The sequence below is a fragment of the Streptomyces sp. WAC 04229 genome, assembly GCF_003947455.1.
Taxonomy (GTDB): domain Bacteria; phylum Actinomycetota; class Actinomycetes; order Streptomycetales; family Streptomycetaceae; genus Streptomyces.
Window position 1 is genome coordinate 1 of the sequence record NZ_QHJH01000041.1, and the last position, 19,571, is coordinate 19,571.

A 19,571-nucleotide genomic window follows, 5' to 3' on the forward strand; every position below is an offset into this window, starting at 1 on the left:
CCCCCGGCCCCCCCCCCGGCCGGAGAACCCCCCCCCCCGCCCCCCCCCCCCCGGCCGCCCCCCCCCCCCCGCCCGGGCGGCCCCGCGCCCGGCCCCCCCCCCCCCCCCCCCCCCCCCCCTCCCCCCCCCCCGCCCCCGCCCCCCCCCCCCCCCCCCGCCCGCCCCCCCCCCCCCCCCCCCCCCCCCCGCCCCGCCCGCGGGCGAAGCGGGCGGGGCGGGTGAAGCGGGCGGGGCCGGTGGCGTGTCCGGGGTCTGCGTGAAGGTCATGCGAGGAAGTTAGGACGGCAGTAGGACGGATCACGTCCTAGATGTGCGGCATCCTCGGTGCCATGACGACGGACACTCCGGCCCGGCTGCTGACGCTCCTCTCCCTCCTCCAGACGCCCCGCGAATGGCCCGGCGGCGAGCTGGCCGACCGGCTCGGGGTCTCCCGCCGCACGGTCCGGCGCGACATCGACCGGCTGCGCGAGCTGGGCTACCCCGTGCAGGCCACCATGGGCGCCGACGGCGGCTACCGGCTGGTGGCCGGAAAGGCGATGCCGCCGCTCGTCCTCGACGACGAGGAGGCGGTGGCCATCGCGGTCGGGCTGCGCGCGGGCGCCGGGCACGCGGTCGAGGGCCTGGACGAGGCGTCGGTGCGGGCGCTGGCCAAGCTGGAGCAGGTGCTGCCGTCCCGGCTGCGGCACCGGGTGACCACGCTGCAGGCCGCGACCACGCCGCTGACCAGCGGGGACGGCCCGAGCATCGCACCCGGCACGCTGACCGTCATGGCCTCGACGGTGGCCGGACACGAGCGGCTGCGGTTCGCCTACCGCGCGGGCGACGGCACCGAGTCGCGGCGCGTGACGGAGCCGTACCGGCTGGTGTCGACGGGACGCCGCTGGTACCTGATCGCCTACGACCTCGACCGCGACGACTGGCGGACCTTCCGGGTCGACCGGGTCAGCGAGCCCTTCGCCACCGGCGCCCGGTTCACGCCCCGGGAGCTGCCCACCGGGGACGCGGCCGAATACCTGCGGCGCTCGATGCAGCGGCGCAACGACTCCTACGGGATCGAGGTCGTCTTCCTCGAACCGGCCGAGGCCGTCGCGGCACGGCTGCCGCAGTGGCTCGGGGCGCCGGAGGCGGTCGACGGCGGCACGTCGTGCGTCCTGCGGGCGACGGTGTCCGACGCGCCCGAGTGGATGGCGGTGCGGCTGGCGATGACGGGGCTGGAGTTCCGGGTCCGGCAGCCGGCGGAACTGGTGGACCGGGTGAGGGAGCTGGGGGCGCGGCTGGGACGGGCCGCGGAGCCGGACGCCGGGTGACGGCGCGGCTCAGTCCCGCTCGGCCGGTCCGTCCTCCCACGCGAAGCCGCGGAGGTCCGCCAGGTTCCGCACGGCCTGGTCCAGGGGGCTGCGGGCCGTCTCGCCCGAGGTCGCCCAGTGCTCCGCCGCGACGCGCACGGCGGCGCCCGCCACGGCAGCCGCGAAGTGGAGCCTGGGCGAGGCCGCGAGGCGTTCGGCAACGTTGTCGTCGCCGCCGGACATCCGCGCGGCCAGCGCCTCTACGAGTCCGCGTTCCGTGCTGTGGCAGACCTCCGCCCACACCTTGCGCAGCGCCGGGCTGCTCCCGGCCAGGCGGATCAGGGTGCGGGCCCACTCCCAGGAGGCGGCCGAGACTCCGGCCCCCGGGGTCAGGGTGTGCCGGACGGCGTGTTCCAGCGCCTCGGGCGGGGACAGCTCGGCCGGGGCGTCGCGGACCGCCCGCACCCAGCGCTCGGCGCCGAGGGCGTACAGCGGGGCGACGGCCTCCTCCTTGGCCGCGAAGTAGCGGTAGAAGGTGCGCGGGGCGATTCCGGCGGCGCGGGCGATGTCCTCGGCCCGAGTGGCTCTGAGGCCCTGGCCGACGAAGAGGCGGGCCGCCGCGCGGGCGATCTCCATACGGGTCTCGGCCTTGCGCCGTTCGGTCAGGGAGACCGGCCTCGACCAGGGGTCGGGGAGTGCGGGGATGGTGCTGCTCACTTCGGCAGGCTATGCCGCTGTGGCACAATCTGCCATTCGGCGGGCCACCCCGGGGTTCAGGTTCGGGGTGTCCCGCCGACCCGCCCGGGCTCGCTGCGAAGAGGGAGCCGGGCTGCGGCACCCCGGGGGGAGGGGCGCCGAGCCCGGCTCGGGAAAGTCCCGGCACCGGGGGGAGTGCGTCGGGACGCGGTCCTCAAGGGCGGCGGTCCGTTGGTTCGGGCCGCCTGCGGGTGGGCCCGGAGTTCTTTTTCCCGGGCCCCCGCGGGTTGAAGCAGCGTTGTACGGCCATGTTTGCGCGGGGTTCGGCCACCGGCGTGCGCCCCACCCGGCACGTCACGCCCCCCGCGTCACGCTCCGGCGCTACGCCGCCGCCTCGAAGCCGGTCGAGCGGGCCAGCTTCTTCAGCTCGAGCAGCGCGTGCTTCTCGATCTGCCGGATGCGCTCACGGGTGAGGCCGTGCTCCTTGCCGACCTCGGTCAGGGTGCGCTCGCGGCCGTCGACGATGCCGTACCGCATCTTGATGATGGAGGCGGTGCGCGGGTCGAGGCGGCCGATGAGGTCGTCCAGCTCCTCGCTGCGCAGCAGGGTCATCACCGACTGCTCGGGCGACACGGCGGAGGTGTCCTCCAGCAGGTCGCCGAACTGGGTCTCGCCCTCGTCGTCCACCGACATGTTCAGCGAGACCGGGTCGCGGGCCCAGTCGAGCACGTCGGTGACGCGCTCCGGGGTCGAGCCCAGCTCGGCCGCGATCTCGGCGGGCTCCGGCTCGCGGCCGTGCTCGCGGTTGAACTCGCGCTGCACGCGCCGGATCCGGCCCAGCTCCTCCACCAGGTGGACGGGCAGCCTGATGGTGCGCGACTGGTCGGCGATGGACCGGGTGATGGCCTGGCGGATCCACCAGGTCGCGTAGGTCGAGAACTTGAAGCCCTTGCGGTAGTCGAACTTCTCGACCGCGCGGACCAGGCCGGCGTTGCCCTCCTGGATCAGGTCGAGCAGCGGCAGTCCGCTGCGCGGGTAGCGGCGGGCGACCGCGACGACCAGGCGGAGGTTGGACCGGATGAAGACGTCCTTCGCCCGCTCGCTCTCGTCGATCAGGGCCTGGAGTTCCTCACGGGTGGCATCCGCCCCGGTCTCCTCGTAGCCTTCGAGGACCTGCCGCGCGAAGACACCCGCCTCGATGGTCTGGGACAGCTCGACCTCCTTGGCGGCGTCGAGCAGCGGCGTACGCGCGATCTCGTCGAGGTACATGCCGACCAGATCGCGGTCGGCGAGCTCTCCGCCGTTGGCGCGGACGCTGGTTGCCGCGCCGGAGGTCTCGCCGGTGGCGGACTTACGACGGGCGACGGCACGGGTTGCCATGCGTGCTCCCTTGCGATGGTGGTTCAGCGAGTGATCCGGTGGACGCTCAGCACTGTGGGGGACTCTCCTCGGGTGCCCTGCATCCGATGGAAACAACGACTGGAATCCGGACAGAATTCCCAACCCGCCCCTCGATTTTTCTGATCATGCAGTACCCTGTGCCGCCGCAGGAGGTGGCGAGATGCCGACGGAACGTACGGATGTCCAGGTCAGACCGGGAGTCGAGGACGACCTCAAGGCACTCACCGACCTCTACAACCACTACGTGTGTGAGACGCCCATCACGTTCGACACGGAGCCCTTCACGGTGGAAGAGCGCCGCCCTTGGCTGCTCTCCCACCCTGAAGACGGCCCGTACCGGCTGAGGGTTGCCACGGACGCGGACTCACGGGAGATTCTGGGGTACGCCACCTCCAGCCCCTATCGCGCCAAGCCCGCCTACGGGACCTCGGTGGAGACCACCGTCTACGTCGCCCCGGGCGCCGGCGGCCGGGGCGTGGGCACGCTGCTCTACACGTCCCTCTTCGAGGCGCTGGCCGGTGAGGACCTGCACCGCGCCTACGCGGGCGTCGCCCAGCCCAACGAGGCGTCGGCCCGGCTGCACGAGCGCCTCGGCTTCCGGTACGTCGGCACCTATCGCGAGGTGGGCCGCAAGTTCGGCCGCTACTGGGACGTCGCCTGGTACGAGAAGCCGCTGTAGCCCGCCCGGGCGGGGCTCAGCCGAACTGCACCGACCGCTTGGCCAGACCCATCCAGAAGCCGTCGATCACCGACCGCCGCAGATCCAGCTCGCCGGCCGCGTCCGCGGCCCCCATGGTCACGAACAGGGGCGCGAAGTGCTCGGTGCGCGGGTGGGCGAGCCGCCCCGCCGGGGACTTGCGGGCGAAGTCGAGCAGCCCGTCCACGTCCCCGTCCTCCAGCGCGCGCCGGCCCCAGTCGTCGAACTCCGCGGACCAGGAGGGGACGCCGCCCTGGCGCAGCGCGGCCAGGTTGTGGGTGAAGAAGCCGGAGCCGATGATCAGCACGCCCTCGTCGCGCAGCGGGGCGAGCCTGCGGCCGGTCTCCATCAGGCGCTCCGGGTCGAGGGTCGGCATGGAGACCTGGAGGACCGGGATGTCGGCCTCGGGGTACATCTCGACGAGCGGCACGTAGGCGCCGTGGTCGAGGCCGCGGTCGGGCACGTCCTGGACGGGCGTGCCGGGGGCGCGCAGCAGCTTGCGGACCGACTCGGCCAGCTCGGGGGCGCCGGGGGCCTCGTAGCGCACCTGGTAGTAGTGCTCCGGGAAGCCCCAGAAGTCGTACACCAGGGGCAGGGTCGTGGTGGCGCCGAGGGCGAGCGGGGACTCCTCCCAGTGCGCGGAGACGACGAGGATCGCCTTCGGCCGGGGCAGTCCGGCGGCCCACGCGGCGAGCTGGCCGGGCCAGACGGGGTCGTCGGCGAGCGGCGGGGCGCCGTGGCTGAGGTAGAGGGCGGGCATGCGCTCCTGCGTGGCGGCGGTCATGACGGCTCCCGGTACTTGAACTCTCAATCTCTACGCCGTCAATCTATCCCGGACTTGTTTAACTTTCAAGGAGTAGTTCCGTAGAGTGGGACCCATGAACGACGAACCCCGCTGGCTCACCGACGAGGAGCAGCTCGTCTGGCGCTCCTACATCGAGGCCGCCACCCTCCTGGAGGACCACCTCGACCGGCAGCTCCAGCGCGACGCGGGCATGCCGCACGTCTACTACGGTCTGCTGGTCAAACTGGCCGAGTCGCCGAGGCGGCGGCTGCGGATGACGGAGCTGGCCCGCTACGCGAAGATCACCCGCTCCCGGCTCTCGCACGCGGTCGCCCGGCTGGAGAAGAACGGCTGGGTCCGCCGCGAGGACTGCCCCTCCGACAAGCGCGGCCAGTTCGCCATCCTCACGGACGAGGGGTACGCGGTGCTGAGCCGGACCGCTCCGGGGCACGTGGACGCCGTGCGGCAGGCCGTCTTCGACCGGCTCACCCCCGGACAGCAGAAGTCCCTCGGCGAGATCATGCGGATCGTCGCCGAGGGACTTCAGCCGAGCGAAGCGGGTGCGGACCTGCCCTGGCTGCGCTGAACGCGCGGCCGGGGCAGGTCCTGGGAGCCGTGTGCGGAGGGCGTCCCCTCCCCCCGCACACGGATGGAACGAAGGGCCCGAGCGGGTACCGGGTCCGGCGTCAGTGGGCGACGACCGGCACCGGCAGCTCGTCCTCGACCCCGTCACCGGCGGCCGACCCGGTGACGGTGGTGCCGCCCGGGCGTCCGGCGTTGATGAAGGTCAGGGCGATCACGGCGGCCGCCACCAGGATGCCGACGGCGAACCAGATGGCGCTGGTGTAGCCCTGCACCTGGCCCTGGAGCTGGACCAGCTGCTGCTGGGACCGGGAGGTGGCGCCGCCGATGTGGTCGGCGACGTAGGACGTGGTGGCCGAGGCCGCGATGGTGTTCAGCAGCGCCGTACCGATCGCGCCGCCCACCTGCTGAGAGGTGTTGACCATCGCCGAGGCGACACCGGCGTCCCGCGCCTCCACGCCCATGGTGGCCATGGACATGGCCGGCATGAACGCCGTACCCATGCCGAGGCCGAGCAGGAGCATGCCGGGCAGCAGCACACCGGCGTAGGAGGTGTTGATCTCCAGCTGGGTCAGCAGCAGCATGCCGACGGCGGCGACCAGGAAGCCGGGGCCCATCAGCAGCCGGGGCGCGACCCGGGTCATCAGGCGGGTGCCGATCTGGGTGGAGCCGGTGATCATGCCCGCGATCATCGGCAGGAAGGCGAAGCCGGTCTTCACCGGCGTGTAGCCCTTCACGACCTGGAGGTAGTAGGTCAGGAAGAGGAACAGGCCGAACATCGCGATGATCGCCAGGCCCAGCGAGAGGTAGATCCCGCCGCGGTTGCGCTCGGTGATCACACGCAGCGGCAGCAGCGGGGCCTTGACCCTCGACTCGACGATCACGAAGGTGAGCAGCAGCACCGCCGCGGCGACGAACATGCCGACGGTCAGCGCGTCGCTCCAGCCGTTGGACTCGGCGCGGGTGAAGCCGTAGACGAGCGAGACCAGGCCGAGGGTGGAGAGGATCACGCCGGGGATGTCGAGCGGCGAGCGGTTGCGGCCGCCCTGGGGCTCACGGATGACCAGGTAGGCACCGGCCGCGGCGACGATGGCGAACGGGATGTTGACGAAGAACGTCCAGCGCCAGTTCAGGTACTCGGTGAGGAAACCGCCGAGGATCAGGCCCACGGCGCCGCCGCCACCGGCGATCGCGCCGTAGATGCCGAAGGCCTTGGCCCGCTCCTTGGCGTCCGTGAACATCACGGCGAGCAGGGAGAGCGCGGCGGGCGCGAGCAGGGCGCCGAAGACGCCCTGGAGGGCGCGGGAGCCGAACATCATCGCCTCGTTGGTGGCCGCGCCGCCGAGCGCCGAGGCGACGGCGAAGCCGGCCAGGCCGAGGACGAAGGTGCGCTTGCGGCCCCACAGGTCGGCTATCCGGCCGCCGAACAGCAGCAGACCGCCGAAGGCGAGGGCGTAGGCCGTGACGACCCACTGCCGGTTGCCGTCGGAGATGCCGAGGTCCTGCTGGGCGGAGGGCAGGGCGATGTTCACGATGGTGGCGTCGAGGACCACCATCAGCTGGGCGAGCGCGATGAAGACGAGCGCTTTCCAGCGTCCGGCGTCCGGGACGCCGGGAGCCTTGACGGCTGTTTCAGACATGGGGATACCCACTTCGGGACTTCGTGACGGATAAAGGTGAGTAAAAGGGACGACTGACCTACGGCGACGGCCGGAGGGTCGGGTGTCGCGGGGCTGCTGGAGCTACTGGTCGCAGGGCCGGCGCAGATCCTCCATGGTCACTTCGCTGCCGGGCAGGACGGAGCGGGCCGGTGCCCGCAGTCCGTCCAGGAACAGCTGGAGATGGCGGTGGACGAACCGGTCGGCGCTCAGGCACCCCGTACCGGCCGGGGGCCGGCTCAGCTGGGCGGCGGCGATCATCAGGTCGCCCACGCCCACGTCGTTACGGAGCTGACCGGCCGCCTTCGCCCGGTCCATGACCTCGGCGACGAGTCGCTCGACCCGTTCGCGCGCCGCTTCCAGGTCGGGGTGGTGCTGGTCGAACGTGCTGGAGACCATGGGGCACAGGGCGCTGATCCGCTCGTCGGCGGAGGCGTGCACGAAGCGCTCCAGCGCCTCGAACGCATCACCGGTCTCCGCGAGGGCCAGCTCGGCCGCCCGTGCCGTGCGGTCCATGACCGAGCAGACGACCTCACGGACGATGGCGTCGCGGTCGGGGAAGTTGCGGTACACCGTGGCGTTGCCGACGCCGGCCCGGCGGGCGATCTCGTCGAGCGGCACCTCGGGGCCGTGCTCGACGAACATCTCCCGGGCGGCGGTGACGATCCGCTCCCGGTTGCGCAGAGCGTCGGCACGGGGCCTGGACACCTTGCGCTGCTCGGGGGTCGCGGTCTGCACGGCGTACTCCTTGGCGTGGGGTTCGCGATCCGGGGAGGCACTCCCCGTTTCGCTCGGACACAGGACTAAACGGGGAAACGATCCCCGGTTATTTCCCGGACTCGAGAAGAAGCACCGTGACCTGAGTCACACCACCGGAACGGATCGGCCCCTCACCCTCCGTGATCCCTCAACGCCCGTGCCCCGGACGGAAGCTACCGGCGGGAAACCCACGATCGGCCGCTCCAGCGCGCGCCCGCACACCCCTCGGCACAGGGTGAGCGCAGGAGCGCAGCCGGTGGTGCCGGGCGGCTGCCGTGATCCGGGGAGGTCCGCATGCAGGCGCAGCCGCCGAGCCGACGCATACGTCCGCGCCGGCTGGCCGCGATCGGGACCGTCGGCGTCCTGACCCTCGCGCTCAGCACCTCGGCGAGCACCGGCGGCCTCGCGCCGGGCACCGCGCCCGCGGGCGCCGGACCGGCCGCCCTCTCCCGCTCCTCCGCGCACGGCCCCTGCATGATCAGTGGTGGACCCGAGATCCAGATGTCCGAGGGCGTCCCGACCTCCGCCGGCTACGCCCCCTCGACCGGCACCGTCCGGGCCCTGAACCTGATGATCGACTTCTCCGACGCACCCGGCGAAGGCGAGGCGCTCGACCGGTTCGCGGAGTTCTTCCCGAAGACCGAGGACTGGTTCCGCACCAGCTCCTACGGCCGCCTCGACTACCGCCCCGAAACCCCCATAGGGGACTGGCTGCGGATGCCGAAGTCGTTCGCGGAGTACGGCATAGAGCGCGGCGCCCCCTTCGAACCCGGCTACCGCAAAATGGTCCAGGACCTCGTGGCGACGGCCGACGCGGACGTGGACTTCCGCTCCTACGACCTGCTGAACGTGCTGGTCACCCCCAACGCGGGCCCGTCCGCCCTGGACACGGTGCTGTCCGTGACCTTCGCCGGGAACGCCGACGCCCCGGTCGCCGACGGCGTCCCGGTGGCCAACGCGTCCTTCGTCTACTCCCGCCAGGACGACGGCTCCGGCTCCTACGACGAGACCGGCTACCGGGTGCTGCCGCACGAGAACGGCCATGTCTTCGGACTCCCCGACCTCTACACCCAGGAGGGCGGGGGCGCGGTCGGGCACTGGGACATCATGAGCGAGGACTGGGGCGCCAACAACGACCTCCTCGGCTGGCACAAGTGGAAGCTGGGCTGGCTCGACCCCTCCCAGGTGCACTGCGCCGCCGCGGCCGGGACGACCGAGTACACGCTGACGCCACTGGCCCGCAAGGGCGGCGACAAGCTGGTGGTCGTCCCGCTGGACGGCGAGTCCGGCTACGCGGTGGAGCTGCGCACCCAGGCGGGCAACGACGAGACGGTGTGCCGGCCGGGTGTGCTGGTCTACAAGGTCGACGCGGACGTCGACACCGGCATGGGCCCGGTGAAGGTCTACGACTCCCAGCGCGACAGCGGCGGCTGCACCCGCGGCCCGAACGTCCACGCCGAACTCTCCGACGCCGCCTTCACCCCGGGCGAGACCTTCGAGGACCCGGCCCGCGACGTCACGATCAAGGTGTCGGGCGCGGACGGGAACGGCGACCACCGGGTGCGGGTCACCCGCGGCGAGCGGGATTAACGTAGCCCTGCCGCGAACGCCGTACCGGAGAGCCGATGCCCGCCAACACCACGAACGCCGTCGCACGCGACGGGGCCGCCGCCGTGCCGGACGAGGCGGTGGCGCCGCTGCTGCGCGGGATCGCCGTGCTGCACCGGCTGACCGAGGCGGACGGCGGCGCGCTCAGCCTCAGCGCACTGGAGAAGGCCACCGGACTGGCCCGGTCCACCGTCGACCGCCTCACCGCGACCCTCGCCCGCGTGGGATACGTCCGCCTGGACGGCCGCGACGTGTCCCTCGCCCCCCGGCTGATGGAACTGGGCAACGCCTACCTCGCCGCGCTGCGCCTGCCCGACCTGCTGGCCGCCCGCGCCGACGCCCTCGCCGACGAACTGGACGAGTCGGTGTCGCTGGCGGTCGGCGACCGGGACGGCATCCGCTTCATCCACCAGGCCACCCGCCGCCGCGCGATGTCCCTGAGCTTCCGCATCGGCGACCTCCTGCCCGCCGAACGCACCGCGCCGGGACCGCTGTTCGCTGCCGAGTGGACGCCGGCCGACTGGCACCGCTGGCACCGGCGCCGGGCGGCCGACCCGGAGGACCGCGGCTTCCCCGCCGTACCGCCGCGCGAACACGGCACCCCGGACGAGGACTTCGAGCGGCGTACGGAGCGGGCGGCGGGCGACGGCTGGGCGCTGGACGACCAGTTGATCGAACCGGGCCTGGTCGCGGTCTCGGTCCCGGTGCGCGACCCCGGCACCGGACGGGTGGCCTGCGTGGCGAGCGTGGTGAGCCACACCAGCCGCCACACGGCACCGGACCTGCGGGCCGCCCTGCTCCCCCGGCTGCGCGCGGCGGTCGCCGCGATGGAGGACGACCTGCGTACCGCGCCGCCACCGGAACCGGGGCCGCCGCCCTCCGGCCTGGCCGGCTGGACCGGTGCGTCCAAGCAGGAGCTGGGCCGGGAGTTCGTGGAGTCGCTGGCCCGCGGGCTGACCGTGCTGACCGCCTTCGGCGCGGGCCGCCCGGCGCTGACCCTCACCGAGGTCGCGAAGGCCACCGGCCTGGCCCGCGCGACCGCCCGCCGGGCGCTGATCACCTACGAGCACGCGGGACTGGTGGCAGCGGCGCCCGACCGGGCGTTCGCGCTCACCCCCCGGGTGCTCTCCCTCGGCTTCCCGCCGCTCTCCCGCACCTCCCTGCCCGAGATCGCCCAGCCTCACCTGACCGCGCTGGCCGGCCGCGTCCACGAGTCGGCGGCGCTGGCCGTCCTGTCGGAGACGGGCGAGGAGATCCAGTACACGGCCCGGGCGTCCACCGGCCGCGTGCTCAGCGCCCGGGTCACGGTCGGTACCCGGCTGCCCGCGTACGCGACCGCGCTGGGGCGCGTGCTGCTGGCCGGCCGTCCGGACGGCGCCGCGACACCGTCCGACGTGCTGCGGGAGGTGCGGGAGCGGGGCCACGCCCTGGTCGACGAGGAGCTGGAGGCCGGGCTGCGCGCCGTCGCGGTCCCGGTGCGCGACCGTACGGGACGGGTGGTGGCCGCCGTGAACGTGGCGATGCACGCGGCCCGCCGGACGACGGAGGAGTGCGTGACGCGGGTCCTGCCGGAGCTGCGGCGCACGGCGGACCTCATCGAGACCGAACTGCGGGTGGCGGGGCGCTTCTGCCGGGTGCCCGCCGTCTGACCCGGCGGAAACGCCGGCGGCCCGGGGGCGGCGGTCCGCAGAGGCCGGATCGCCGCCCCCGGGCCGGTTCGAACGGAGCCTGCGGGGGAATTTCAGGCCCTGGCACGAGGGTACGGAGACCGCCCCGCGCGCCACACCTGACGTTCGTCAGGCGTGGAACTTACCTTCGGCAGTACGGCTCACGCCCCGCTGCGCTGCTCCCGGAGGAACTCCGCGACGCGGAAGGCGAGTTCGATGGACTGGGCGGCGTTCAGGCGTGGGTCGCAGGCGGTCTCGTAGCGGCTGGCCAGGTGGGTGTCCAGCACCTCGTCCAGGTCGCCGCCCAGGCATTCGGTGACGTCGTCGCCGGTGAGTTCGAGGTGGATGCCGCCCGGGTGCAGGCCCTCCTCGCGGTGCACGGCGAAGAACTCGGCCACCTCGGTGGTGATGTCGGACAGCCGGCGGGTCTTGTAGCCGCTCTCCGAGACGAAGGTGTTGCCGTGCATGGGGTCGCAGGCCCACACCGGGGTGTGCCCGGCGTCCCGCACGGCCCGCAGCAGCGGCGGCAGCAGTTCCGCGCCGCGTCCGGCGCCGAGCCGGCTGATCAGGACGAGCCTGCCCGGGGCGCGGTCCGGGTCGAGCCGTTCGCACAGCTCGCGCAGGTCGTCGGCGCCGGTGGACGGGCCCACCTTGACGCCGACCGGGTTGTCCACCCCGGCCAGCAGCTCCACATGCGCCCCGTCGAGCCGCCGGGTGCGGTCGCCGATCCACAGCATGTGGGCGCTGGTGTCGAACCAGCCGCGCCGCTTCTCGTCGTAGCGGATCAGGGCCTGTTCGTACTGGGGCAGCAGCGCCTCGTGCGAGGTGTAGAGCTGCACCTGGTGCAGGGCCGCCTGGGAGCGGGTGTCCAGGCCGCACGCGGACATGAACCTGAGCGCCCAGGTGATGTCGTCGGCGGCCTTCTCGTACCGCTGTCCGGCGGCGCTGCGCCGGACGAACTCCTGGTTCCAGTCGTGCACCTGGCCCAGGTCGGCGTAGCCGCCCAGGGTCAGCGCGCGCAGCACGTTCAGGGCCGCCGAGGCGTGGTGGTAGGCGCTCAGCAGCCGTCCGGCGTCCGGGCGGCGGGCCTCGGCGGTGAACTCGGGCCGGTTGACGATGTCGCCGCGGAACGCGGGCAGTTCGACGCCGTCGACGGTCTCCGTGGGGCGGCTGCGGGGCTTGCCGAACTGGCCGGCGATCCTGCCCACCTTGACCACCGGCAGCCCGGATCCGTAGGTGAGCAGGATGGCCACCTGGAGGATCACCCGCAGTTTGCCGCGCACCCCGGCCTCGGTGCAGGAGCCGAACCGCTCGGCGCAGTCGCCCGCCTGGAGCAGGAAGCCCTCCCCGGCGGCGACCTGGGCCAGGGAGCGGCGCAGGTCGAGGATCTCCTCGGGGAGCACCAGCGGCGGCCGCAGCGCGAGGGTGTCCTCCACCCCGCGCAGCTCCTCGGGGTCGGGCCAGTCGGGCTGCTGGGCCGCCGGACGTCCGCGCCACGAGTCCGGGCTCCACGCGCCCCGTCCACCGCCGCCCGCCGTCCGGGTCCCGTCGGGGACCGCCCGTCGTGTCGTGTGCGTGTCGCTCGCCGTCATCCGACCAGTTCCTTGATCGTGGCACCGGGATCCCCGGCCCGCATGAGCAGTTCTCCGACCAGGACCGCGTCGACCCCGGCCCCTTCCAGCGCACGGGCGTCCGCCGCGCCGCGGACTCCGCTCTCCCCGACCATGACGCGTCCGGTGCCCACCCGCCCGCGCAGCCGGGCCGAAAGAGTCCGGTCGATCGAGAAGTCCCGCAGATCCCGGTGGTTGACGCCGATGACGTCGGCGCCCGCCGCGAGGGCCACGTCCACCTCCCGCTCGTCGTGCACCTCGACCAGCGCCTCCATGCCCTGAGCCCGGGTGTGCGCGAGGAGTTCGGCCAGCCGCTCCGGGCTCAGCGCGGCGACGATCAGCAGCAGGGCGTCGGCGCCGAGCGCGCGGGCCTCCAGGATCTGGTACTCGTCGGTGACGAAGTCCTTGCGCAGCACGGGCAGCTCGCAGGCGGCGCGGGCGACGGCCAGGTGCTCGGGGCTGCCGCCGAACCCGGCCTCGTGGGTGAGCACCGACAGGGCGTGCGCGCCGCCGTCCCGGTAGGCGCGGGCCAGCTCGGCGGGGCGGTAGTCGTCGGTGAGCGGCCCCTTGGAGGGGCTGCGGGGCTTCATCTCGGCGATGACCGCGAGGCCCGGTCCGCGCAGTGCGGCGGCGAAGTCCCGGGCGGGGGGCGCCGCGGCGGCCAGGTCTGCCAGTTCCGCCTCGGGACGTGCCGCGCGGCGGCGCCGCGTCTGGAGTTCCGCGTCGGCGACGAGGGTGGTGAGGATGCCGGTCATGCCGGCACCTCCACGTCCGCGTCCGCGTGCTGCCAGGAGGCGCGGGTCCAGCGGTCGAGCAGGTCGGCGGCGGCGCCGTCGTCCACGGCGGTCCCGGCGGCCCGCAGCGCGTCGGGCCAGGTGCCGGCCAGGCCTGCGACGCGCAGGGCGGCTGCGGCGTTGAGCAGCACCACGTCCCGCGCGGGGCCGCGTTCACCGGCCAGGACGCGGCGGACGACGGCCGCGTTGACGGCGCGGTCGCCGCCGGCCAGGTCGCCGGGCCGGGATCTGGCCAGTCCGTGGTCGGCGGGGTCGAAGCGGTGGGTGGTGCGGCGGCCGTCGCGCAGCTCGACCATGTGCGCCGGTGCGCCGGTGCTCAGTTCGTCCATGCCGTCCTCGCTGTGGAAGACCAGGGCGCTGGTGACGCCGAGCCGGTGGAGGACCTCGGTCATCGGTTCCACCAGCTCCCGGCTCGGCACGCCCAGGGTGCGCAGCCGGGCGCCCGACGGGTTGCACAGCGGCCCGAGCAGGTTGAAGACGGTCCGCGCGCCCAGTTCCCGGCGCGGGCCCGCCGTGTGCCGGAAGGCCGGGTGGAAGACCGGGGCGAACAGGAAGGTGATCCCGGCGCGGTCCAGGCAGGCCGCGGCCTCCTCGGCGCCGAGGTCGATGCGGATGCCCAGTTCCTCCAGCACGTCGGCGCTGCCGCAGGCGGAGGAGGCGCTGCGGTTGCCGTGCTTGGCGACCCGTACCCCGCAGGCGGCGGCGACGATCGCGGACGCGGTGGAGATGTTGAAGGTGTTCAGCCCGTCGCCACCGGTTCCGCAGGTGTCGAGCAGGTCGCCCTCGCACGGCACGGGCGTGGCGAACTCCTGGGCGGCGCGGGCCATGCCGACCAGGTCGTCCACGGACGCGCCGCGCACCGTGACGGCCAGCGCGAACCCGGCGATCTGGGCCGCGGTGGCCTCGCCGCGCATGATCACGCGCATCGCCTCGGCGGCCTCGCCCTCGGTGAGGGGGCGCCGCACGAGTGTTCTCAGGGACTCAATCATCAGCGCACTCCAGGAAGTTCGCGATCAGCTGCTTGCCCTCGGGGCTGAGCACCGACTCCGGGTGGAACTGCACCCCGTGGACGGGGTGCTCGCGGTGGCGCAGGCCCATGATCGTGCCGTCCGCGGTGCGGGCCGTGACGACCAGTTCGTCCGGCAGACCGGTGGGCTCGACCACGAGCGAGTGGTACCGGGTGGCGGTGAACGGGTCGGGCAGGCCGGCCAGGACGCCGCTGCCGTCGTGGTGCACCGCGGACGCCTTGCCGTGCGCCTGCTCGCCGCGCACCACCGAGCCGCCGAAGGCCGCGGCGATGCTCTGGTGGCCCAGGCAGACGCCGAGGATCGGCAGCCGGGCACCGAGTGCGCGGACCGCCTCGACGCAGATCCCCGCCTCGTCCGGCGTGCCGGGGCCGGGCGAGAGCAGCAGCAGGTCGAACGCGGCGAGGTCGGCGAGGCCGACGGCGTCGTTGCGGAAGACCGTGGGCCGGCCGCCCTGTTCGGCGACGTAGTGGACGAGGTTGTAGGTGAACGAGTCGTAGTTGTCGACGACCGCGACGCGAGGCCCGGCACCCGGGCGGGTCCCGTGCGGGGCGCTCATGTCCCGGCCTCCGCCCGCCGTACGGCCGTGAGCATCGCCCGCGACTTGTGCAGCGTCTCGCGGAACTCGGCGGCGGGGTCGGAGTCGGCGACGATCCCGGCGCCCGCCTGCACGTGCACCTGCCCGTCGGCGACGACCATGGTGCGCAGCGCGATGGCGAAGTCGGTCAGGCCGTCCGCGCCGACGAACCCGAGGGCGCCGCCGTACACGCCGCGCCGCTCGGGCTCCAGCTCGGCGATGATCTCCATGGCCCGGATCTTGGGCGCCCCGGAGAGGGTGCCGGCGGGGAAGGCGGAGCGCAGGGCGTCCAGCGCGTCCCGGCCCGGTGCGAGGTCTCCGGCGACGGTGGACGACAGGTGCATCACGTGGGAGAAGCGCTCGACCCGCATCAGCCGCTCCACCCGGACGGTGCCGGGTTCGGTGACCCGGCCGAGGTCGTTGCGGCCGAGGTCGACCAGCATCACGTGTTCGGCGCGCTCCTTCTCGTCGGCGAGCAGTTCCCGTTCCAGCCGCAGGTCCTCGGCGGGGTCGGGGTGGCGGGGTCGGGTGCCGGCCAGGGGCCGGGTGCGTACCGTGCGGCCGGTCGCCTTGACGAGGAGTTCGGGCGAGGCGCCGATGATGTGCCGGCCGCCGCCGAGGCTCAGGTGGTACATGTACGGCGAGGGGTTGGTGGCACGCAGGTGCCGGTACAGGTCGAGCGGTGCGGCGCGCAGGGGTCTGCTGAGCCGCCGGGAGAGCACGATCTGGAAGGCGTCGCCGGCCGCGATGTGCTCGCGGGCGCGGGCGACGCGGTCCGTGAACTCCGCCTCGGTGAGGTTGGCGGTCCAGCCGTCCGTCTCGGTGTCCGCCGGTACGGCTCCGGCGAGCGGCCGGCCGGCGAACCCGGCGGGCCGGTCCGCCTCGCGCAGCCTGCGGTTGAGGTGCGTGATCCGGGCGACGGCGTCGTCGTAGGACTCCCGGGCCGGGCGGTACAGGGTCATCAGCAGCACCCGGCGCGTCGCGTGGTCGAAGACGACGAGGTCGTCGGCGGCCAGGAAGGCGGACTCGGGCAGGCCGGGCGGCGGGCCGGCGGCGACGGGGAGGTCCTCGAAGTGGCGGGCCGCCTCGTAGCCGAGATAGCCGACGATCCCGCCGTGGAACGGCGGCAGTCCGCGCACCGGGGCCGCGGACCGCGCCTGGAAGCCGCGCAGCGCGGTCAGCGGGTCGCCGCCGGGCAGGTCCAGCGGGACGGGACGGTGGCCGACGTACGAGTAGCGTGCCACCCCGCCGGAGACGGGCACGCTCTCCAGCAGGAAGCCCGCTTCGTCCGGTCCGCACAGCTGGGAGAAGGCGTTGACGGGGCTGACGGAGTCGTCCAGGAACTCCTGGTGGAGCGGGATGACGTCGTGCTCCCGGGCCAGTGCCGCGGCGGCGGAGCGGTCCGGGACGGTGGCGCGGGCCGCCTCGGCCGCCTCGCGGGGGTCCGGTGCGTACGCCGTGCGCGCCCCGGCCTCGGCGGCGTGGGTGGTCATGCCGCCTTCCCGGCGGCGGAGGAGACCCGGCCCACCGCGACGACGGCGCGCCGCGGGATGGTGACGCGGGAGGCGGCGCTCGCGGTCCCAGCCGCCTCCCGGGCGGCGATCCGCCTCACGTCGTCCCCGGTCACGGGGTGTCCGCTCGTCTGTGCGTGCATGCGTCGGGATCTCCTCGGGTGGGGGTGGGCCGGCGCGATGCCCCGGCTGCCGGCACGACGCTAGGAGCGTCAACTTTCTGCTCGATATCGATCGGCTTTCGACCCGCCGGGCCAAGATCCGTCCCTGTCGAAAGTAAGGCGCAAGAGACGTCGTTCGTGCCTGGTGGCGGTGGATGGCGGGCTCCTACAGTCACGTGGCGGGGGACGCAGCCGAGACCGGAACTGAGCGCGGAGTCGAGCCCGGGAGGGCGTCAGGGATGAAGAACCAGTTGGACGAGCCGGGGGGCACGACGCGCGTCGGCGGGAGAGTCGGCCTGAGCGCGGCGGAGGTCGCCGAACGGGTCGCGGCGGGGCAGGTCAACGATGTGCCGGCCCGGTCTAGCCGCAGCATCGGCGAGATCGTCCGGGGCAACCTGTTCACACGCATCAACGCGATCATCGGCGTGCTGTTCGTCATCGTGATGATCGTCGGGCCGGTGCAGGACGGACTGTTCGGCGGGGTCATCCTCGCCAACACACTGATCGGCATCGTCCAGGAGGTCCGTGCCAAGCGCACCCTGGACCAGCTCGCCATCGTCGGTGAGAGCCGGCCGCGGGTCTGGCGGGACGGGCAGCGGGTCGAGCTGAGCGCCTCCGAGATCGTCATCGACGACATCATCGATCTCGGTCAGGGCGACAAGATCGTGGTGGACGGCACGGTCACCTCGGGCGACAACCTGGAGGTCGACGAGTCACTGCTCACCGGCGAGGCCGACCCGGTGGTAAAGCAGCCGGGCGACCCGGTGATGTCCGGCAGCTTCGTGGTCGCCGGATCGGGGGCGTTCACCGCCACCCGGGTGGGCCGGGAGGCGTACGCCTCGCAGCTCGCCGAGGAGGCCAAGCGTTTCAGCCTGGTCAACTCCGAGCTGCGCAACGGCATCGACCGGATCCTGAAGTTCGTCACCTGGGCGATCATCCCGGCGGGCATCGCGCTGATCATCACCCAGTTCGTGGTGAACGACGACGACTTCTCCGAGGCGATCCGGCGCATGGTGGGCGGTCTCGTCCCCATGGTTCCCGAGGGCCTGGTGCTGCTGACCTCGCTGGCCTTCGCGGTCGGCGTGGTCCGGCTCGGCAAGAAGCAGTGCCTCGTCCAGGAGTTGCCGGCGATCGAGGGACTGGCCCGGGTGGACACGGTCTGCCTGGACAAGACGGGCACGCTCACCGAGGCGTCGATGGACGTCGACGAGGTCCTGCCGCTGCTGCCGGACATGCCGGTCGAGGCGGTGCTCGGCGCGCTCGGCGCCGCCGACGAGCGACCCAACTCCAGCCTCCAGGCGATCATCGAATCCTACCCCGCTCCCGGGGACTGGCGGCGCACCGCCACCGCGCCCTTCTCGTCGGCGCGGCGCTGGAGCGGTGCCTCCTTCGTCGAACCGTCCGGCACCGAGTCGGCGTGGCTGCTCGGCGCGCCGGACGCGATGCTGCCGGCCGGCCACTCGGTGCTCACCGCCGCCGACTCCTACGGGGCGCGGGGGCTGCGTGTGCTGCTCCTCGCGCGCTGTTCGCGGCCGCTGGACGCGCTCATGGACGACCCCGCCGCCGTGCCCGACGCGGTCACGGCGGCCGCGCTCGTCGTGATCAAGCAGCGGGTGCGCCAGGAGGCGCCGGCGACGCTCCGGTACTTCGCCGACCAGGGCGTGACGGCGAAGGTGATCTCGGGCGACAACGCCGTCTCGGTGGGCGCCGTCGCCTCCAGCCTGTCGCTGCCGGGTGCCGAACGGCCGGTGGACGCCCGGTTCCTGCCCGAGGACCCGAAGGAACTGGCCGACGCCGTCGAGGAGAACTCCATCTTCGGCCGGGTCGGGCCGCAGCAGAAGCGGGACATGGTGGGCGCCCTCCAGTCGCGCGGTCACACCGTGGCGATGACCGGCGACGGCGTCAACGACGTCCTCGCGCTCAAGGACGCGGACATCGGCGTGGGGATGGGCTCGGGCAGCCCGGCCACCCGGGCGGTCGCGCAGATCGTCCTGCTGAACAACAACTTCTCCGCGCTGCCCTCGGTGGTCGCGGAGGGGCGCCGGGTGATCGGAAACATCGAGCGGGTGGCCAACCTGTTCCTCACCAAGACCGTGTACTCGGTGGTGATGGCGCTGGTCGTCGTGCTCGCCCAGGTGCCCTACCCGTTCCTGCCGCGCCACATCACGCTGATCGGCTCCCTCACCATCGGCATCCCGGCGTTCTTCATCGCGCTCGCCCCCAACAAGGAGCGTGCCCGGGCCAACTTCGTCGGCCGCGTCCTCAGGTTCGCGGTCCCGGCCGGCGTGCTGGCGGCGACCGCCACCTCGGTGGCCTACCTGGTCGCCCGGGCCGTGTACGACGACAACCTGGACGCCGAGACCTCGGCGGCGACCCTCGCGCTGTTCCTGACCGCGCTGTGGGCCCTGGCCATCATCGCCCGCCCGTACACCTGGTGGCGGGTGGCGCTGGTGCTGACCATGGCGGTGAGCTTCGCGGTGGTGCTCGTGGTGCCGTGGCTCCAGGAGTTCTTCCAGCTGAAGCTGGTCGGTGTCGCCGCCCCGTGGACGGCGGTCGCCTGTGCGGCGGTCGCCGGACTGCTGCTGGAGGTGGTCTGGGCCCGCATGCGGCGCGGGCTCGACGCCGAGTGAGCTACCGGGCGGTCATCCCCCGTACCGCCCGGTGAGAGGAAGGGACGCCCGGCCCGTGCCGGGCGTCCCTTTCGTCTGTGCGTCTGTACGGCTCCCTGACGCCAGGAGCGTCACGATCCAGCCAA

17 protein-coding genes are annotated in these 19,571 nt (G+C 73.4%); 6 read left to right on the forward strand and 11 right to left on the reverse strand.

Going from position 1 to position 19,571, the window contains the following annotated elements; genetic code table 11:
* Nucleotides 1–329: 329 nt before the first annotated feature.
* Entirely contained in the window at nucleotides 330–1,307 is a 978-nt protein-coding gene (locus DMH12_RS14300) for a YafY family protein (RefSeq protein WP_125491950.1), read from the forward strand.
* 9 nt (nucleotides 1,308–1,316) lie between these two features.
* Here the strand turns inward: DMH12_RS14300 and DMH12_RS14305 are convergent, their stop codons facing one another.
* Nucleotides 1,317–2,003, reverse strand: a complete 687-nt coding sequence (locus tag DMH12_RS14305; protein WP_125491951.1) for a TetR/AcrR family transcriptional regulator — start codon at nucleotides 2,001–2,003, stop codon at nucleotides 1,317–1,319.
* Nucleotides 2,004–2,363: 360 nt separating this feature from the next.
* Nucleotides 2,364–3,362, reverse strand: coding sequence for an RNA polymerase sigma factor RpoD/SigA (locus DMH12_RS14310; RefSeq protein WP_122617530.1), 999 nt, complete (start codon nucleotides 3,360–3,362; stop codon nucleotides 2,364–2,366).
* A 181-nt stretch (nucleotides 3,363–3,543) separates the two neighbouring features.
* Between DMH12_RS14310 and DMH12_RS14315 the strand changes: the two genes are divergently transcribed.
* On the forward strand, nucleotides 3,544–4,062 hold the full coding sequence (locus tag DMH12_RS14315; RefSeq protein WP_125491952.1) for a GNAT family N-acetyltransferase: 519 nt from the start codon (nucleotides 3,544–3,546) through the stop codon (nucleotides 4,060–4,062).
* A 16-nt stretch (nucleotides 4,063–4,078) separates the two neighbouring features.
* On the opposite strand, the gene DMH12_RS14320 is transcribed toward DMH12_RS14315, so the two are convergent.
* Entirely contained in the window at nucleotides 4,079–4,864 is a 786-nt protein-coding gene (locus tag DMH12_RS14320; protein WP_185832313.1) for a dioxygenase, read from the reverse strand.
* A gap of 94 nt (nucleotides 4,865–4,958) precedes the next feature.
* Here DMH12_RS14320 and DMH12_RS14325 point away from each other — a divergent pair, with 94 nt between their 5' ends.
* Nucleotides 4,959–5,450 (forward strand): MarR family winged helix-turn-helix transcriptional regulator, encoded by a 492-nt coding sequence (locus DMH12_RS14325; RefSeq protein WP_122617532.1) that lies wholly within the window; start codon nucleotides 4,959–4,961, stop codon nucleotides 5,448–5,450.
* 100 nt (nucleotides 5,451–5,550) lie between these two features.
* Here DMH12_RS14325 and DMH12_RS14330 read toward each other — a convergent pair whose 3' ends face one another.
* Both DMH12_RS14330 and DMH12_RS14335 read right to left on the reverse strand, forming a co-directional pair.
* Entirely contained in the window at nucleotides 5,551–7,086 is a 1,536-nt protein-coding gene (locus DMH12_RS14330) for an MFS transporter (protein ID WP_125491953.1), read from the reverse strand.
* Between the two features lie 102 nt (nucleotides 7,087–7,188).
* Entirely contained in the window at nucleotides 7,189–7,842 is a 654-nt protein-coding gene (locus DMH12_RS14335; protein ID WP_125491954.1) for a TetR/AcrR family transcriptional regulator, read from the reverse strand.
* A 315-nt stretch (nucleotides 7,843–8,157) separates the two neighbouring features.
* Between DMH12_RS14335 and DMH12_RS14340 the strand changes: the two genes are divergently transcribed.
* A complete protein-coding gene (locus DMH12_RS14340) occupies nucleotides 8,158–9,453 on the forward strand; it encodes a M6 family metalloprotease domain-containing protein (RefSeq protein ID WP_125491955.1) in 1,296 nt (431 codons plus the stop codon).
* Between the two features lie 35 nt (nucleotides 9,454–9,488).
* Nucleotides 9,489–11,120, forward strand: coding sequence for an IclR family transcriptional regulator C-terminal domain-containing protein (locus DMH12_RS14345; protein WP_125491956.1), 1,632 nt, complete (start codon nucleotides 9,489–9,491; stop codon nucleotides 11,118–11,120).
* Nucleotides 11,121–11,299: 179 nt separating this feature from the next.
* Here DMH12_RS14345 and DMH12_RS14350 read toward each other — a convergent pair whose 3' ends face one another.
* Genes DMH12_RS14350 through DMH12_RS39065 form a run of 6 tightly spaced genes read right to left on the reverse strand, consistent with a single transcriptional unit; the run spans nucleotide 11,300 to nucleotide 16,798 of the window.
* Complete coding sequence (locus DMH12_RS14350; protein ID WP_125491957.1) at nucleotides 11,300–12,730, reverse strand: class II 3-deoxy-7-phosphoheptulonate synthase; 1,431 nt, start codon at nucleotides 12,728–12,730, stop codon at nucleotides 11,300–11,302.
* Nucleotides 12,727–13,503, reverse strand: a complete 777-nt coding sequence (trpC, locus tag DMH12_RS14355; protein WP_125491958.1) for an indole-3-glycerol phosphate synthase TrpC — start codon at nucleotides 13,501–13,503, stop codon at nucleotides 12,727–12,729. Before trpC ends, DMH12_RS14350 begins: the two co-directional genes overlap by 4 nt.
* Entirely contained in the window at nucleotides 13,500–14,507 is a 1,008-nt protein-coding gene (gene trpD / locus DMH12_RS14360) for an anthranilate phosphoribosyltransferase (protein WP_125491976.1), read from the reverse strand. Before trpD ends, trpC begins: the two co-directional genes overlap by 4 nt.
* Before the next feature lie 16 nt (nucleotides 14,508–14,523).
* Nucleotides 14,524–15,126 (reverse strand): aminodeoxychorismate/anthranilate synthase component II, encoded by a 603-nt coding sequence (locus tag DMH12_RS14365; protein WP_125491959.1) that lies wholly within the window; start codon nucleotides 15,124–15,126, stop codon nucleotides 14,524–14,526.
* Nucleotides 15,123–16,637: an anthranilate synthase component I family protein gene (locus DMH12_RS14370; RefSeq protein WP_125491960.1), complete on the reverse strand. Its 1,515-nt coding sequence runs from the start codon at nucleotides 16,635–16,637 to the stop codon at nucleotides 15,123–15,125. Before DMH12_RS14370 ends, DMH12_RS14365 begins: the two co-directional genes overlap by 4 nt.
* Nucleotides 16,634–16,798 carry a hypothetical protein gene (locus DMH12_RS39065; RefSeq protein ID WP_185832315.1) on the reverse strand — a complete coding sequence of 55 codons (165 nt, stop codon included), beginning with the start codon at nucleotides 16,796–16,798 and terminating at the stop codon, nucleotides 16,634–16,636. The genes DMH12_RS14370 and DMH12_RS39065 overlap by 4 nt, the downstream gene beginning before the upstream one ends.
* A 257-nt stretch (nucleotides 16,799–17,055) precedes the next feature.
* Here DMH12_RS39065 and DMH12_RS14375 point away from each other — a divergent pair, with 257 nt between their 5' ends.
* Complete coding sequence (locus DMH12_RS14375) at nucleotides 17,056–19,446, forward strand: HAD-IC family P-type ATPase (protein ID WP_125491961.1); 2,391 nt, start codon at nucleotides 17,056–17,058, stop codon at nucleotides 19,444–19,446.
* Nucleotides 19,447–19,571: the final 125 nt, after the last annotated feature.